This window comes from Nostoc sp. CENA543, from assembly GCF_002896875.1.
Classification (GTDB): Bacteria; Cyanobacteriota; Cyanobacteriia; order Cyanobacteriales; family Nostocaceae; genus Trichormus.
Window position 1 is genome coordinate 2,015,954 of the sequence record NZ_CP023278.1, and the last position, 15,078, is coordinate 2,031,031.

Below are 15,078 nucleotides of genomic sequence, written 5' to 3' on the forward strand. Positions count from 1 at the left end.
AATCAATTTAAAATTCACACACACCCTGCGGGAAGATTTACACCTATAAGATTTAAAGTTAAGAAGGCTTGATTTTACGAGGCTTTTAGGGCGTTGATCTATTGCTAAATTTCGATAATTGGTATGAGTGCTGGGTGGTAAAGTGTAATTTAGTCACGAAATGGGTAGATGTATCCTAACTGGGTTTTGATGTAGTGTTAGTTTGCCCAGTTTTAATCAGCTAGATAACTCTAACAACTAAAACTCAGACATTAAATCAACGTTGTGTAATTATATTGAAGAAAAAAACAACTTTTTATACGATGATGCTAATTAGCTAAGGATTTGTGGGTTGGAGTTCTAATTTGGCTTCCATTGTGTTGATTAAAAAATGACCAGCCATAATTCCACTGCTGAGATAGTATGTATTCTCAGAAAGGCGATGTATGGTTTCAAAGCCACTGCGACGCTGCCGATCGCTAATTGCCCAATAACGCTGTACAATTCCCTCTAGTCCAATCCAGCCTTCGCCTTCTACCTGACCGAGTACACTGTGCTGGAGTAAAAAAGTATATTGACGTTCTCCCTCATGCAAACGCCCCTTGTATTGTAAAGATATGTCAGGGCGATCGCTACCTGGAAAGATCAGTTTGGTCGCCATTGTAAACCAATTATCTCTATTCCACGCTACCAAAGTCATACCCTTAATACTGATGGGCATTCCATCCCGTTCTAACCAACTACCTTGAATCAGCCAGCGTCCTGGTTCTAATAAAAAAGAGTGAGCCACCTGTGTTTTCCTTGTGTTAATTGAGTAGTCCTCAGATTACAAAGATATATTTGGAATTTCCAAAACGTCAGGTGGAAAATAGGGATAATATCAATTCAAAATTCAAAATTCAAAATTCAAATCTAGGCTGGTTGTCGGCTTGGGGGTTGATGAACCTCTCCTAATGGGACTTCGTAGGGTGCGCCTGTAGCCGTCGGTAAGTTACCTGGGAGATGTAATTGTTTCCAGTAGGCTAAGACAGCAAAAGCGATCGCTTCTTTAAAATTGGCATTCAAACCTACATCATCGGTAGTTAAAACTGGTATATCTCCCAATAATACTTGTAATCTCTGCCGTAAATACAAATTTCGACTACCGCCGCCACATAAAAAGACGCGGTTGGGCATTTCTGGTAAAAAGGTGCGATAACTATGAGCAATGGAAGCGGCTGTGAGTTCTGTTAATGTTGCTAACATATCAGCCGGAGTCAGTTGATATGGTTGAGCGTCTTGAAAACATTGATTTAGGTAATCTACACCAAATAACTCTCGTCCAGTGGATTTGGGGGGATGAATATGAAAATATTCTTGTGTTAGCCATTCTTCCACTAAGGGATAGCAGGGATGACCACTAGCAGCCCATGCACCACCATCATCGTAGGTTTTAGCCCCATCTGTTAATCGCTCTACTGCTAAATCGAGCAAACTATTACCAGGGCCTGTATCCCAACCGCGAATTTTCTGTAACCAATCGTGGCGACGGGGAGGAATATACGCAACGTTACCAATTCCCCCCACATTTTGAATGCAACGCCCTTCTTGGGGATGACTGAGTAAAAAAGCATCAACTCTTGGTACTAGAGGCGCACCGTGACCACCAATAGCAATATCAGCAACGCGAAAATTGCTCACAGTCGTGATGTTTGTGAGGTGAGCAATTAAATCTCCGCGTCCGAGTTGTAGAGTATACCCAAGTCCCTTGTTCTCAGGCGGTCTATGATATACAGTTTGACCGTGAGAACCGATTAAAGTGGCTGGCTGGTGGTTTTGTTGAATATTTTGGGCTGCTTGGGCAAAATTTTTAGCGATCGCATCATCTAACTCTGCTAATTCTGCCATTGAAATAGCTGCACCGGCACAAACTGCCAATATTTTCTCTCTCAGTTCTCTGGGATAGGGATAGGTTTCTCCTGCTAGTAACTCAACTTGCAAATCTAAATCTGTACCAGAAATTTCGACTAAAGCGGCATCTATACCATCTACAGATGTACCACTGATGAGACCAATCACGCGCTGAGGTGCAGTAGTTTCCATAAAGAACCACAAGATAAAATACTGAGACTGTGGACTCGGTGCTGATTGAACAAGTTACCCTGTGCCATCGTGTAGTAGTTTAGTTGATGCCATTGCCCATGTCAAAAGGCAAATAGGCAAGAATTTTTATTTGTTCTTCATTTTATTGCTATCTAAAACACAATACTTTAACCACTACTGGGGATTTCATCGGGACTTTACAATTGTCTCCAGAATGAAGATAAATTTCATATTTATGTTAAGTAATAGCACTATTCTCTTTTTCGATATTAAGTATAATAAATTACATAAATAGGGGTTTGATAAATTGCAGAAAATCTAGTAATTGCATCCTGTGTTTTGCTGAGTTTTAGTTACAAGATTGACTTAACAAACATCAGTGATGGAAAGCAAAGTAAATGTTCTTCAAAAAACTCGCTTGTTTCGCTGCTCTTTCCGCTTCTGCGATCGCTTCTATTGCTTACGCTGGTTCTGCTCAAGCTATTAGCTTCAAGATTACCACAGGTGTTAACGGCCCCAACGGTGTAACTAATCAAGGAGCTTATTCTGAATTCTGGCAAGATCCCAATGTCACCACTATTGATTTTAACAACGGTGTAGCACCTACTACTGGTTTTGCTCAATACTCATTTCAAAAAAATGATGGTAGCAGCAGCGTTCGCTCTGATACCTGGGCCCCAGCAGGCGCAGCAGGTGAAGTCAATACTTCTAAGTATTTAGCAGTTTTCCAAGGTAATGCAGTTACTATTAATCTTGCCAGCACTCTCAATTATTTCGGTATTGACTGGGGTGCAATTAGCCCAGGTAACGTCTTCTCTTTCTACAAAGACAACACATTGATTAAATCATTCACCACCGAAGATGTTAATCCCGTTGCACCTATTAGAGCCTCTCAACATGGAGGTGAAGGAAATGGTTATCTTCACTTCTACTCTGATAGCTTACTAGATAACTTCAACAAGATTGTAATCACCCAACTAGGTGGCGGTGGTTTTGAAAGTGATAACCACTCTTTCAACGCTGGAACTGGTAGATTTAAAGGCTTTGATCCTAAAACTACTCCTGAACCCGGCATGATCTTGGGAATGCTGGCTGTTGGTGGTATGTTTGTGAACCAACGTCGTAAGCAGAAGTTGCAAGACGCTAAATAATCTGCGTCTGAACTGGGTAAGATGAGGTTTAAATTTTGACTGAGAGATTCGTTAATTCAAAATAATTATTTATCTCTCCATGATACTGTTTATGTATCTGGAGATAATTTTTATTTTTACGGGTAGGTATTGGGGACTGGGGATTGGTTTTTCTTCCCATGCACCCCATATACCCTGTCCTAATATTCCACCCGATTGATTTTGACGGGTTGCGGGTGTTCAGATCCCCGACTTTTTTAAACAAGTCGGGGATCTATGACTTGTCATAATTTGTGTGGTGGACTAATAAGGGACTTCCAATTAAAAAATATACTATCACTTTGAAGGCAAGGGGGCAGGGGGCAGGATGCAGGGGGAAAGATTGTTGTTTTGAAACAGAGAAATTGGATAATTTATTTTCTGGAAGTCCCTAATTATTGTTTCTTTTGGCGGGTAATATCTTGTAGGTCAAGGTTATAATTCAACCTTAAAATATTAACTCCCGGTTCACCAAAAATTCCTAAAAATCTGCCTTCAGTATATTGATTAATCAAAGGTAGGATCTCATCTTCTTGAATATCACGGGCGCGAGCTACTCTTTCTACTTGTTGTCTAGCAGCATTAATCGAAATATGAGGATCTAATCCAGAGCCGGAGGTATAAATTAAATCAGCTATTGGTTGAATATTTTCGTCTCGGAGTTCGTTAGCTCTTTCGACGATGCGGTTGACTAATTCTGGATTTCCTGGGGCGAGATTGCTAGCACCAGAGATACCCGTTGGCTTGGCTCTTCGTCCTTGAGAGTATCTGACTGCACTAGGACGACCGTGAAAGTATTTGTCTGAAGCAAATACCTGACCGATTAATTCTGAGCCGATAGCTTGAGCCTCAAGATTTTGTCTGATGCTACCGTTAGCTTGAAAGGGAAATAAACCTTGACCAATAACTAAAATAGCGAGGGGATAAATAATACCTGTGACTAACCACAGAACCAGGGTAATCCGAATTATTTTGATGATTTCTCGAATAAAAGGCATATATAGGGATTGGGGATTAGGGATGGGGATATTAATCTAAGATGCTGTCATTACTGCTGAATTCTCAGGGCAAAGATTCACTTTTGTTATAGTTAATTTTCTTATTCATACTTTCTAGGTGTATAACCGCCTAACCAAATAAAAATTATTTTTTCTTTTACCTTGTGAAGTTTGAATGTTGCCTTCTTAAGCTAGCCCTACTAAAGTAATCACTATATCTAGGAGTTTAATGGCGATAAATGGAGCAATCACTCCACCTAAGCCATAAATTAATATATTGCGTTGCAATAGCTGATTAGCTGTCAAAGGTCTAAATTTGACACCTGTTAGAGCTAAGGGAATTAAAGCAGGAATGATCAAGGCGTTATAAATTAGGGCTGATAGGATAGCTGATTTGGTGCTAGTTAAATTCATCACATTCAAACTTTGCAAATTAGCTCCCGCAAAGATGACAGGGAGAATGGCAAAGTATTTAGCAATATCATTGGCAATGGAAAAGGTGGTTAATGCTCCCCGTGTAATGAGCAATTGTTTACCAATACTGACGATATCAATTAATTTGGTGGGGTCGGAGTCCAAATCTACCATGTTGGCAGCTTCTTTGGCGGCTTGTGTACCTGTATTCATAGCTACACCGACATTAGCTTGAGCTAGGGCTGGTGCGTCATTTGTACCGTCCCCTGTCATGGCGACGAGTTTACCTTTGGCTTGTTCTCGTTGAATAACGTTGATTTTATCTTCTGGTGTGGCTTCGGCAATATATTCATCCACCCCTGCTTCTTGGGCGATGACGGAGGCGGTAATGTGGTTATCGCCTGTGAGCATGATTGTACGCACACCCATACGGCGTAACTGGTCGAAGCGATCGCGGATACCTGGTTTTACAATATCTTTGAGATAGACCACGCCATAAATTTCACCATCTAAGCACACTGCTAAAGGTGTCCCTCCCTGCTGGGAAACTCTTTCATAAGCAGTATCTAGTTCTGGGGAAATTTGACCGTTGCGAGAACGGACAAAGCCTTTAATCGCTCCTACTGCACCTTTACGCGCTTCTCTTCCCCCTGGTAAGTTTGTTCCACTCATGCGGGTTTTCGCAGAAAATTCTACTCCTTGGGCTTGGTTGAAGTCGAAGTCAAATCTTACACCCAATTTTTCAGCTAGGCGAACAATAGATTTACCTTCGGGGGTGTCATCAAAAACGCTAGTTACCCAGGCGACACTAGCTATTTCCTCCATTGTGTGACCGTTAATAGGGATAAACTCTTCTGCTAAGCGATTTCCTAAAGTAATTGTGCCGGTTTTATCAAGGACTAGGGTATTAATATCACCGCAAGCTTCCACAGCTTTACCTGATGTGGCGATGACATTAAATTGGGCGACTCTATCCATCCCCGCAATCCCAATGGCACTGAGTAAACCACCAATGGTAGTAGGAATTAAAGCGACAAATAAGGCGACTAAAATCGGCACACTCACGGGACTATCGGCATAGTAAGCAAAGGCGGGTAAGGTAGCAATGACGAATAAAAACACCAAACTCAAAACAGCTAGTAATACTGTCAGAGCGATTTCATTGGGAGTTTTGCTGCGTTCTGCCCCTTCTACTAAGGCTATCATGCGGTCAATAAAGCCTTTACCTGGGTCGGCAGTAACGCGGACAATTAATTCATCAGAAAGGATACGAGTCCCCCCAGTTACGGAACTGGCGATATCTGAGCCGGATTCTTTGAGGACTGGTGCAGATTCCCCAGTAATGGCAGACTCATCTACAGAAGCCACCCCCATCATTACTTCCCCATCGACGGGAATGATATCCCCAGCCACTAGATAAATCGTGTCACCTTGTCTGAGGCTAGTAGATGGAACTTCGCTAATTGTGCCATCGGGGGAGAGTTTTTTGGCTGGGGTTTCGGATTTTGTGGAGCGCAAAGCATCAGCTTGAGCTTTCCCACGCCCTTCCGCTATGGCTTCAGCGAAGTTAGCAAACCAAACTGTAAAGAATAAGATCCCTGTTAAGATGCCGTTAAAGAGTTGGGGGTTTTGTAGTTGGGTTTGTCCGAATAGATTGGGATCAATGGTGCTAGCCAAGGTGATGAGGGTTCCCACCCAAACCAAAAACATCACCGGATTTCGGATAGCGGATTTGGGATTGAGCTTAATAAAAGCATCCGCAATGGCTCTAAGGTAAATCCCTCTAGTTTTAACTTTGCCTTTCTTGCGGGCTTGACGACGAGATTTAGTTTTAGGGGTAGGTGCAGCTGGAATCATATCAGGGATTGGGGATTGGGGATTCAAGAGGAATTGGTGCAGGGTGCAGGGTGCAAGGGGGAGAAAAATGTCCCCATTTCTCCCTGCTCCCCTGCCCCCCTGCCTGTCTTTTAACTGCCGGATGCAAGTTTAATGCCTTCGGCGATGGGGCCTAGTGCTAAGACTGGGAAGAATGTTAACACTCCTAAAATCAAGACGATGCCGGCTGTAACTGTTGTAAATATTAAGGAGTCTGTTTTGAGTGTGCCAGGGGTTTCGGGTACTGTTTGTTTGCGAGACATACTATCGGCTAATAGTAAGACGGCAACTATGGGAATATATCTGCCGGCGACAATGCTGACGCTGGTGGTTAAGTTCCACCATAGGGTGTTATCGGTGAGTCCTTCTAAACCAGAACCGTTGTTAGCACTGGCTGAGGCGTATTCGTAAACTACTTGGGAAATGCCATGAAAGCCGGTGTTGGTGATGCCGGAGAGGGTGAAGGGATAGGCGAGGGCGATCGCACTGGGAATTAGGACTAAGATGGGGTGAATCAGTAAAATGACGCTGGCGAGGACAATTTCGCGTTTTTCGATTTTGCGCCCAAAAATTTCTGGGGTACGTCCCACCATTAAGCCAGTTAAAAAGACTGTGAGAATGAGATAAATAAAGAGATAGGTTGTACCTGTGCCTTGTCCACCCCAGATAATTTGCAGGAATAAGCTAAATAATGTCACTAATATTCCTGATGGCATGAGAGAATCGTGCATCCCGTTGACTGCACCTGTCATGGTGGTGGTGGTTGTGACTGCCCATAGGGCTGTTTGTGCTGCACCAAATCTGACTTCTTTTCCTTCTAAGTTGGGTTGTTCTACACCCAAGGCGTTGTTCACTAGGGGATTTCCTTGTAGTTCCCCACCGACGGCTACCCAAATCAAGATGACAAACACGACAAATATCATCCAAAACAGTAGCCAAGCCTGTTTCATGTTTTTGGCAAATATGCCATAGGCATAAATCATGGCGGCGGGGATCGCCAGCATAGCGATGAGTTCGATAAAGTTTGAGGCTCCGTTGGGATTTTCAAAGGGATGGGCGGAGTTAGCAGTAAAGAAACCACCACCGTTTTCACCCAACATTTTGATCATTTCCCAGGAAGCTACAGGGCCTCTGGCGATGTATTGCGTTCCCCCTTCTAGGGTGGTGACGGTTACAGGTGGAGCTAATGTTTGTGGTACACCTGAGCGTACTAGGGCGATCGCACCAATCACTGAAAGGGGCAATAATATTCTGGTAATGGCACGGATGAGATCAACGTAAAAGTTCCCTAATGTTTTACCCGTGAGTCCCCGAATGAAAGCGATACTCACCGCTATTCCTGTACCTGCTGAGGTAAACATCAAAAATCCTAAAGCAGCCACTTGGGAAAAGTAACTCAGGGTTGTTTCTGGTGTATAGTGTTGCTGGTCAGTATTAGTGACAAATGAAACTACTGTATGTAGTAAAATATTCCAATTGGGCGCAGCAAAGCCGTTGGGATTCCAAGGTAATAATCTTTGATAATATATAAGTAAGTATACGAAAATACCCATGCACAGGTTAGTGTAGAGAATGGCTCTAGCGTACTGCCAACCAGTCATTTCATCTTTTGGGCGAATACCTGTAATCACGTAGAAACTGCGTTCTATCGGATTCATTAACCTATCTAATAATGTCCTTTCACCAAGGAACACACGAGCTATGTATCTTCCTAAAAGGGGTGTGATTGCTATCACAATACATAGCGTTAAGCCAATTTGTAATAAACTTTGTCCCATTTATTTTGTACTCAATTTTCGGCTACTACTGTTCAATTCAGGACTAGGGTTTAGGGGTGTAAGGGTGTAGGGGTATAGGGGTTTTAATCTACATCCTGGGATATTGATACGTCTGAACCAAAGCTTTGATTTTTCGTTTTCATGTATAAGTCCTACAGTTAATTCTTAAAGATAAAAAATAACTTACCTATTGACGGTGGTGTGAGCAATTTGGCAATCTTTCACACCACTAACAAAGAAGGCAAAAGTCAAAAGGTAAAGGTAAAAAGAAAGAACGCTTATTTTGTAAGCTTTCTGTCTATTGATGTCAATTGGTACTAGTTCATTTAGCTGTATTTACGGTTGGCTGTCTTGATAATTTTCTACCTGATGTGTAAAGTTTGCATCAAGAACAATTAAATTGTAGGGTAGGGTAATCAATTCAAAATTCAAAATTCAAAATTCAAAATGAAATGCCCCATGCCCCATGCCCAATTCCCAATGCCCAATTACATGATATTTAGGGGATCAACATCTATCGTCAAGCTAACGCTATCACAACAGAGCGATCGCACTGCATCCCAGTCTGGTAATTGTGGCAGGGTTTGGGGGTCAAATTTCAGCAATATCTGCCATCGGTAACGGTTGGCGACTCGCATCACACTAGCTGGTGCTGGCCCTAATATTTCAAATTCCTCATTGGTACTTAAAGCTGTAGCAATAATTTGGGCTGTATTTTGTACTTGGATGGGGTCAAGGCTACTCAAGCGTAATAAAATTAACCTGCCTGTGGGCGGATAATTGAGGGCTTGTCTTTGTTCTAATTCAGTCTGTACGAAGGAGTGATAATCGTGATTTCTCACTGCTTCGATAACAGGATGTTCTGGGGTATAAGTTTGCATAATGACTCTACCAGGATCGTCACCTCTGCCTGCACGTCCGGCTACTTGGGTGAGGGTTTGAAAGGCGCGTTCATTGGCGCGATAATCTGACAAATGCAGTAAGCCGTCAGCCGCCACTACTCCCACGAGTGTGACTTGGGGTAAGTCTAACCCTTTGGTAAGCATTTGTGTACCTACTAATAAATTTGCTTCGCCGTTAGCAAATTTAGTGAGTAAGGTACGATGCGCGCCTTTGTTGCGGGTGGTATCGCTATCAAAGCGGATATAGGTTAATTCTGGGAACTGTCGGCTTAATTCTTGGGCGACTCGCTGAGTCCCGCTACCAAAAAATTTGAGGTAAGGGGACATACATTCAGGGCAGTTTTGGGGATGCGATCGCACATAATTACAATAATGACAGCGCAGTAGTTGGGGCGCGCCGACTTCGGTTTGATGATAAGACAAGGAAACATCACAGTGAGGACATTCCAAGACATAACCACAGCTACGACAAGAGACAAAGGTGCTGTGTCCCCGACGATGGATAAATAAAATCCCCTGTTGTTTTTTCTCTTGCAGTTGTATTAAAGCTTGTTGCAGTGATCTACTAAATATAGACCGATTCCCGTCTTGCAGTTCTTGCCGCATATCCACAATTTCTATCGGTGGTAAGGGGCGGGAATTAATGCGTTCGGGGAGGGAGAGGTAGTGAGTGGGGACTAGGGACTGGGGACTGGGGGCTGGGGACTGGGCATTGGGCATTGGGCATTGGGCAGTGGAGAAAAACTCTCCCCCTGCCCCCTGCCCCCTGCCCTCTACCTCTTGTCTGCCCCCTGCCCCCTGCCCCCTGCCCTCTACCTCTTGCCCTGCCACATTCACCCAACTCTCCAAAGAGGGTGTCGCGGAACCCAGAAGTAGGGGACAGCTTTCTAATTCGGCGCGCCACTGGGCGACTGTGCGGGCGTGGTAGGTGGGAATGGGGGTGTCTTGTTTAAAGCTGGAGTCGTGTTCTTCGTCGAGGATGATTAACCCTATGTTGGGTAAGGGGGCGAAGATGGCACTGCGTGTGCCGATGATGATTTGGGGATCGCCTGTGAGCATTTGTCGCCAGGTGTCGTAACGTTCGCCTTCGGATAGTGCGCTGTGATAGACGCTGATTTTATTGCCGAAGCGGGCGCGAAATCTATCTGTGAGTTGGGGTGTGAGTCCAATTTCTGGGACTAAAACTAAGGCTGATTTACCTTGGGCAATGATGGGAGCGATCGCTTGTAAATATACTTCTGTTTTTCCTGAACCTGTAATGCCATGCAACAATATTTGATGGAATCCATCTAACTTTTGAATAGTTTCTAAAGCATAAGCTTGGGCTGAATTTAATAATTTCGGTTGATCTAAACCTATGGCTTGACCTTGTTCTGTGCGTAATATTTCTCGTTCTTCTATGGCTATGTAACCTTTCTGTTCGATTGTCTTAAGAATAGAAGCACTGGCGTTAGTTATTTGCAGTAATTCACTTTGCCATAATTCACCACCACGCCTGCGTAATACTTCTAAAATTTCTCTTTGGCGTGTGGTTAGATCTCTCTCTATGGCATCTATTAATATGACTGCTTTTTGTCTTTTTGGTTTTGTGGTGCGGGGCGGTTCTAAGTAACTTTCTACTAAGCCCATTCGCAATAACTCCCGCACTCCCCGATAAGCAGATTTGACTTTTTGTTGTAAATACGCGAAACTATAGTCCCCTGCTGTTTGATTTTGCAAAAGATGCAGAATTTGCTGTGCTGTCGGACTTAAAAAAGTGGTTACGGTTGATAACTCTTTTTGGGTCATGATTAACCGGATACGACGTTGCGATCGCCCCAATAATCCTGGTGGTAAAGCTACACGTATCACTTGTATGAGAGGCGTATAGTAATATGATGCAACTCTATTTAACAATTCCCAATAAGCACTACTAAAAAAACCAGAACTGACTACATCTTCTACTTCTCGAATTTTCTCTGGTGGTAAGTCAATGCTGGGCTGACTCAACAGTCTTACAGCTATTCCTCCTACTTGTTGTGCGCCAAAAGGCACACTTAATATGTCTCCTGGTTGTATTTCTAATTGTGGTGGTAAACGGTAAGTAAACAATCCTGAATTGCCTGGAAAGTCTACCAATACTTCAACGTAGCAATTCCCATTTGGCAATGATTTATAAATTTCTGTATCCTCATTAACCACTAAATTCTGTGATTTCACGTTAGTAATATACATAGCAACTCAATTCTCAAGATAAATATACTGCTGCATCTAAACTTAGTCGGCAAAATCTGCCAAAATTTCTAAATTTAAAAATTTTCCTCCTGTGGAAGTAAATTGTATTTCACAATACTTTTATCACTTATAATACTTGATAAGTTTCCTCTTATGTAATCCACTAGACAAATTGATTTCACCCATACGTGCAATAAATATTTGAGTCTACCATCACAAATCAAACTATCTTCCTGAAGTTTTCTGAAAGCGGTTATCCATTTACTAAATAGGGTATAGGCTTTTTCACTCTCTTGATAGATATTCAATCCTTTATGTATATGAGATGCTTTTATACAAACATTTTTTTTGGAACAGTAAATTGCCTGATTATTAACATTAATAATTTTTATAAACACTTGATCACCCCAGTCCGATAAATAGACAAATTCCTTTCACAAATCTCAACCAATTAACTCAAAAATTTACAAAACCACCTGTCTGGTTTTAGATTCTGAGAGATGCCACCATATTTGATCTACGTGTTGAGTATGAAAAAATAGAAAGGATTTGACAGATTTAAGAATTAGCCAAACAATAAACATAATATCTCTTGTGACTGGAAAAATAAAATTTGGGTGCCAAAACCAATATTGTAGAGAAGTTTAAGTTATTGGCAAGTAATAATTGTCAAACAAAAATCAATTTCAACTTCTATAAGTTAATGCAAACAAATTGAACAGGTGCATTCTTGCTTAGGGAAGCTGTCAATTATTAGTAGCGAACAGATGCCATTAAATTATGTACCAAACCAAGCAAAAATCCATCCAGGAAAATATGAATATTGCTGAATTGGGAACGATGGAAATACTTGAACATGAAGAAGAATCTTTCGACAGTTTAGAAATAGTGATTGAAGAAGAAGCACCCCATGTAGATCATTTAGAAACAGATGAACGTGATGGGGATCAAATGGCTGCGGCTCGTCCTTCTGGGTATAATAAAACCGAGCATGATGATGCTGTTGGGGCATTTTTTAAGGAAATGGCACGCTATCCACTACTCAAACCTGATGAAGAGGTAGAGTTAGCAAAACGCGTCAGATTTTTAGAAGATGTCAAAGATTTACAAGAGGCTTTGCAAGCAGAACTCGGAAAGCAACCAACTAAAGCTCAAATCGCAGCGCGCTTAGAAGTTACAGAAAAGCAACTAGAAAATCGCTTATATCAAGGTAGAGTAGCCAAGCGCAAAATGATTCGCTCTAACTTGAGACTAGTAGTGTCAATTGCCAAAAGATATTTAAATCGCGGAGTGCCTTTTCTGGATTTAATTCAGGAAGGGGCTATGGGTTTAAACCGCGCCACAGAAAAATTTGATCCCGATAAAGGATATAAGTTCTCTACCTACGCTTATTGGTGGATTAGACAGGCAATTACTAGGGCGATCGCCAATGATGCCAGAACCATCCGCCTACCCATTCACATTGTCGAAAAACTTAACAAACTCAAAAAAGCCCAAAGAGAACTCAAACAAAAACTCCGTCGCAACCCCTCAGAAGCAGAAATGGCGGAAGCTTTAGAAGTTAGCGTACAGCAACTGCGCCAACTGCAACAACTCAGAAGACAAGCCCTATCTCTTAACCACCGCGTCGGTAAAGAAGAAGATACCGAACTGATGGATTTATTAGAAGATGAAGATAACCTATCTCCTGAAGCCAAAATGAACGAAAACATGATGCGTCAGGAAATTTGGGAAGTTTTAGGCGATGTCCTCACCCCACGGGAAAAAGACGTAATTTCACTGCGCTATGGCTTGACAACCAGCGAACCCTGCACCCTAGAAGAAGTGGGTAATATGTTTAATCTCTCCCGTGAACGAGTCAGACAAATTCAAAGTAAAGCCATGCGAAAACTACGCCGTCCCCATATAGCGAAACGGCTCAAAGGGTGGTTGATTTGAGGGCAGGGTGCAGGGTGCAGGGTGCAGAGGAGAAAAGCAAAGCTATTGACTATGGACTAATAACTATGAACTAATGACTATGGACTGTTGACTATAGACTAATGACTAACAATCTCATCGTGCGTTGTGCTGAACCTGATGATAGCAAAGCTCTATTTGAGTTAATTCAGGGGTTGGCAGAGTATGAAAAACTCTCTCATGCTGTCACCGGCAACGCTTTGGCTTTACATGAGCATTTATTTGGCTCAAAAAAATATGTAGAGGCTTTATTGGCAGAATATTCAGGTAAAGCTGTGGGTTTTGCCTTATTTTTCCATAATTACTCAACCTTCCTCACCAAACCTGGGATTTATCTCGAAGATTTATTTGTTTTACCGGAGTATCGACGGCAAGGTATCGGTAAAGCACTCCTCATTAAACTTGCTCAAATTGCCGTTGAAAGGGAATGTGGGCGGTTAGAGTGGACTGTTCTCGACTGGAATGAGTCAGCGCAGGCATTTTATCGCAGTATGGGCGCGTCGATTTTAGATGACTGGCGCATTTGTAGAGTGACAGAAGAGGCAATTGGCCAGTTAGCAGCTAAAGAATCATGAAGTTTGACAGCCTGTCGTTTGACTCAAGGAATTTAGTCCCCTGACAATTGTAAAGGAAGATATTGGGCTGAATGAGCCTTTGTTGCAGAGAGAACACAAAATGAAGAAAATCTTTTCAATTCTACTGGTAGGCATTGCCATCTTCACTTTTGCCTTCAGTAATTCCGCCTTGGCTGCTGACAGCGCAAATGGAGCAACAATCTTTAATGCTAACTGTGCGGCTTGTCATACAGGTGGTAAAAATTTAGTGCAAGCTAACAAAACCCTGAAGAAAGATGCCTTGGAAGAGTACGGTATGTACTCAGCAGAGGCTATTATCACTCAAGTTACAAATGGTAAAAATGCTATGCCTGCTTTTAAAGGTCGTTTAAACGATTCTCAAATTGAAGATGTAGCAGCTTACGTCCTCGACCAAGCAGATAAATGGTAATTAATTAGGTAGAAAATTTCTCAGTTTAAAAAATGAGAAATTTTTTTGCTGACCTGTGCTAACTACGATTTTAATCTACAAGAATCTCTCTATATTAAGATAGAGGGATTCTTTTTTTATTTTAATTAGTTATTAATCCGAACTTTAGTGTAATACAGTTTAGAGATTATTTATAAAGTAAGTAGCCGTCATGAACTGCGTCCACAAAAAAACTGAAAAAGTCTTTCCCTTCCACACCTACACCCCTTTTTCAAGTTAGAACGGCTCGAAAAACCCAACTATTTTATAAGTATTAAGATTCAGTTCGTAGTAAGGACTTTAGTCCTGTTTTGTTCGTGAAGCTTCTCGTAGAGAGAACTAAAGTTATCTCTACAAACTTCTAATGATTTACCTTGTTTTACTTAGTTAAGTTGATTTGTTTCTTCCTATCTATAACCTCAAGACTTAAGTTAGAGGTTTTCGTCTGATTATTTGATTTTTGATATTAGATTCATTAGATAAAATCAGAATTAGGTTAGAAAAAATATCACATATATTGCTCAAACACTTATCAACTGGAAAAATGTCTGCACAAATTGATTTTTAATGGATTGATTCGCACCTACCATCATTTATATACATTTCATTCAGCCATTGCCAGATATTGATGCAATTACCCTCGACATTCAATTATGTCTAACTAATTTTGTTGTCAAACATTACTTAG

10 protein-coding genes are annotated in these 15,078 nt (G+C 41.8%); 4 read left to right on the forward strand and 6 right to left on the reverse strand.

The window, feature by feature from the left end:
• Nucleotides 1-316: 316 nt before the first annotated feature.
• Nucleotides 317-769 (reverse strand): hypothetical protein, encoded by a 453-nt coding sequence (locus CLI64_RS08400; RefSeq protein WP_103136792.1) that lies wholly within the window; start codon nt 767-769, stop codon nt 317-319.
• Nucleotides 770-891: 122 nt separating this feature from the next.
• Nucleotides 892-2,061, reverse strand: a complete 1,170-nt coding sequence (locus CLI64_RS08405) for an anhydro-N-acetylmuramic acid kinase (RefSeq protein ID WP_103136793.1) — start codon at nt 2,059-2,061, stop codon at nt 892-894.
• 398 nt (nt 2,062-2,459) lie between these two features.
• On the opposite strand from CLI64_RS08405, the gene CLI64_RS08410 reads away from it, so the two are divergent.
• Nucleotides 2,460-3,212, forward strand: coding sequence for a PEP-CTERM sorting domain-containing protein (locus tag CLI64_RS08410; protein WP_103136794.1), 753 nt, complete (start codon nt 2,460-2,462; stop codon nt 3,210-3,212).
• Between the two features lie 413 nt (nt 3,213-3,625).
• Here CLI64_RS08410 and kdpC read toward each other — a convergent pair whose 3' ends face one another.
• From kdpC to priA, 4 genes are all read right to left on the reverse strand, one after another.
• Nucleotides 3,626-4,228 (reverse strand): K(+)-transporting ATPase subunit C, encoded by a 603-nt coding sequence (gene kdpC, locus CLI64_RS08415; protein ID WP_103136795.1) that lies wholly within the window; start codon nt 4,226-4,228, stop codon nt 3,626-3,628.
• 186 nt (nt 4,229-4,414) lie between these two features.
• Nucleotides 4,415-6,499, reverse strand: coding sequence for a potassium-transporting ATPase subunit KdpB (gene kdpB / locus CLI64_RS08420; RefSeq protein ID WP_103136796.1), 2,085 nt, complete (start codon nt 6,497-6,499; stop codon nt 4,415-4,417).
• A gap of 110 nt (nt 6,500-6,609) precedes the next feature.
• Complete coding sequence (gene kdpA, locus CLI64_RS08425) at nt 6,610-8,295, reverse strand: potassium-transporting ATPase subunit KdpA (RefSeq protein WP_103136797.1); 1,686 nt, start codon at nt 8,293-8,295, stop codon at nt 6,610-6,612.
• 488 nt (nt 8,296-8,783) lie between these two features.
• Nucleotides 8,784-11,411 carry a primosomal protein N' gene (gene priA, locus CLI64_RS08430; RefSeq protein ID WP_103136798.1) on the reverse strand — a complete coding sequence of 876 codons (2,628 nt, stop codon included), beginning with the start codon at nt 11,409-11,411 and terminating at the stop codon, nt 8,784-8,786.
• A gap of 780 nt (nt 11,412-12,191) precedes the next feature.
• On the opposite strand from priA, the gene CLI64_RS08440 reads away from it, so the two are divergent.
• From CLI64_RS08440 to petJ, 3 genes are all read left to right on the forward strand, one after another.
• Nucleotides 12,192-13,349 carry an RpoD/SigA family RNA polymerase sigma factor gene (locus tag CLI64_RS08440; RefSeq protein ID WP_103136800.1) on the forward strand — a complete coding sequence of 386 codons (1,158 nt, stop codon included), beginning with the start codon at nt 12,192-12,194 and terminating at the stop codon, nt 13,347-13,349.
• A 101-nt stretch (nt 13,350-13,450) separates the two neighbouring features.
• Nucleotides 13,451-13,942, forward strand: coding sequence for a GNAT family N-acetyltransferase (locus CLI64_RS08445; protein ID WP_103136801.1), 492 nt, complete (start codon nt 13,451-13,453; stop codon nt 13,940-13,942).
• Nucleotides 13,943-14,042: 100 nt separating this feature from the next.
• Entirely contained in the window at nt 14,043-14,372 is a 330-nt protein-coding gene (gene petJ, locus CLI64_RS08450) for a cytochrome c6 PetJ (RefSeq protein WP_103136802.1), read from the forward strand.
• Nucleotides 14,373-15,078 lie beyond the last annotated feature (706 nt).

What these genes read in the sequence shown, in the direction of transcription:
- kdpB (WP_103136796.1), bottom strand. Translation starts at nt 6,499, where the DNA reads ATGATTCCAGCTGCACCTACCCCTAAAACTAAATCTCGTCGTCAAGCC.
- CLI64_RS08440 (WP_103136800.1), top strand. Translation starts at nt 12,192, where the DNA reads ATGTACCAAACCAAGCAAAAATCCATCCAGGAAAATATGAATATTGCT.
- CLI64_RS08410 (WP_103136794.1), top strand. Translation starts at nt 2,460, where the DNA reads ATGTTCTTCAAAAAACTCGCTTGTTTCGCTGCTCTTTCCGCTTCTGCG.
- kdpA (WP_103136797.1), bottom strand. Translation starts at nt 8,295, where the DNA reads ATGGGACAAAGTTTATTACAAATTGGCTTAACGCTATGTATTGTGATA.
- priA (WP_103136798.1), bottom strand. Translation starts at nt 11,411, where the DNA reads ATGTATATTACTAACGTGAAATCACAGAATTTAGTGGTTAATGAGGAT.
- CLI64_RS08445 (WP_103136801.1), top strand. Translation starts at nt 13,451, where the DNA reads ATGACTAACAATCTCATCGTGCGTTGTGCTGAACCTGATGATAGCAAA.
- kdpC (WP_103136795.1), bottom strand. Translation starts at nt 4,228, where the DNA reads ATGCCTTTTATTCGAGAAATCATCAAAATAATTCGGATTACCCTGGTT.
- petJ (WP_103136802.1), top strand. Translation starts at nt 14,043, where the DNA reads ATGAAGAAAATCTTTTCAATTCTACTGGTAGGCATTGCCATCTTCACT.
- CLI64_RS08405 (WP_103136793.1), bottom strand. Translation starts at nt 2,061, where the DNA reads ATGGAAACTACTGCACCTCAGCGCGTGATTGGTCTCATCAGTGGTACA.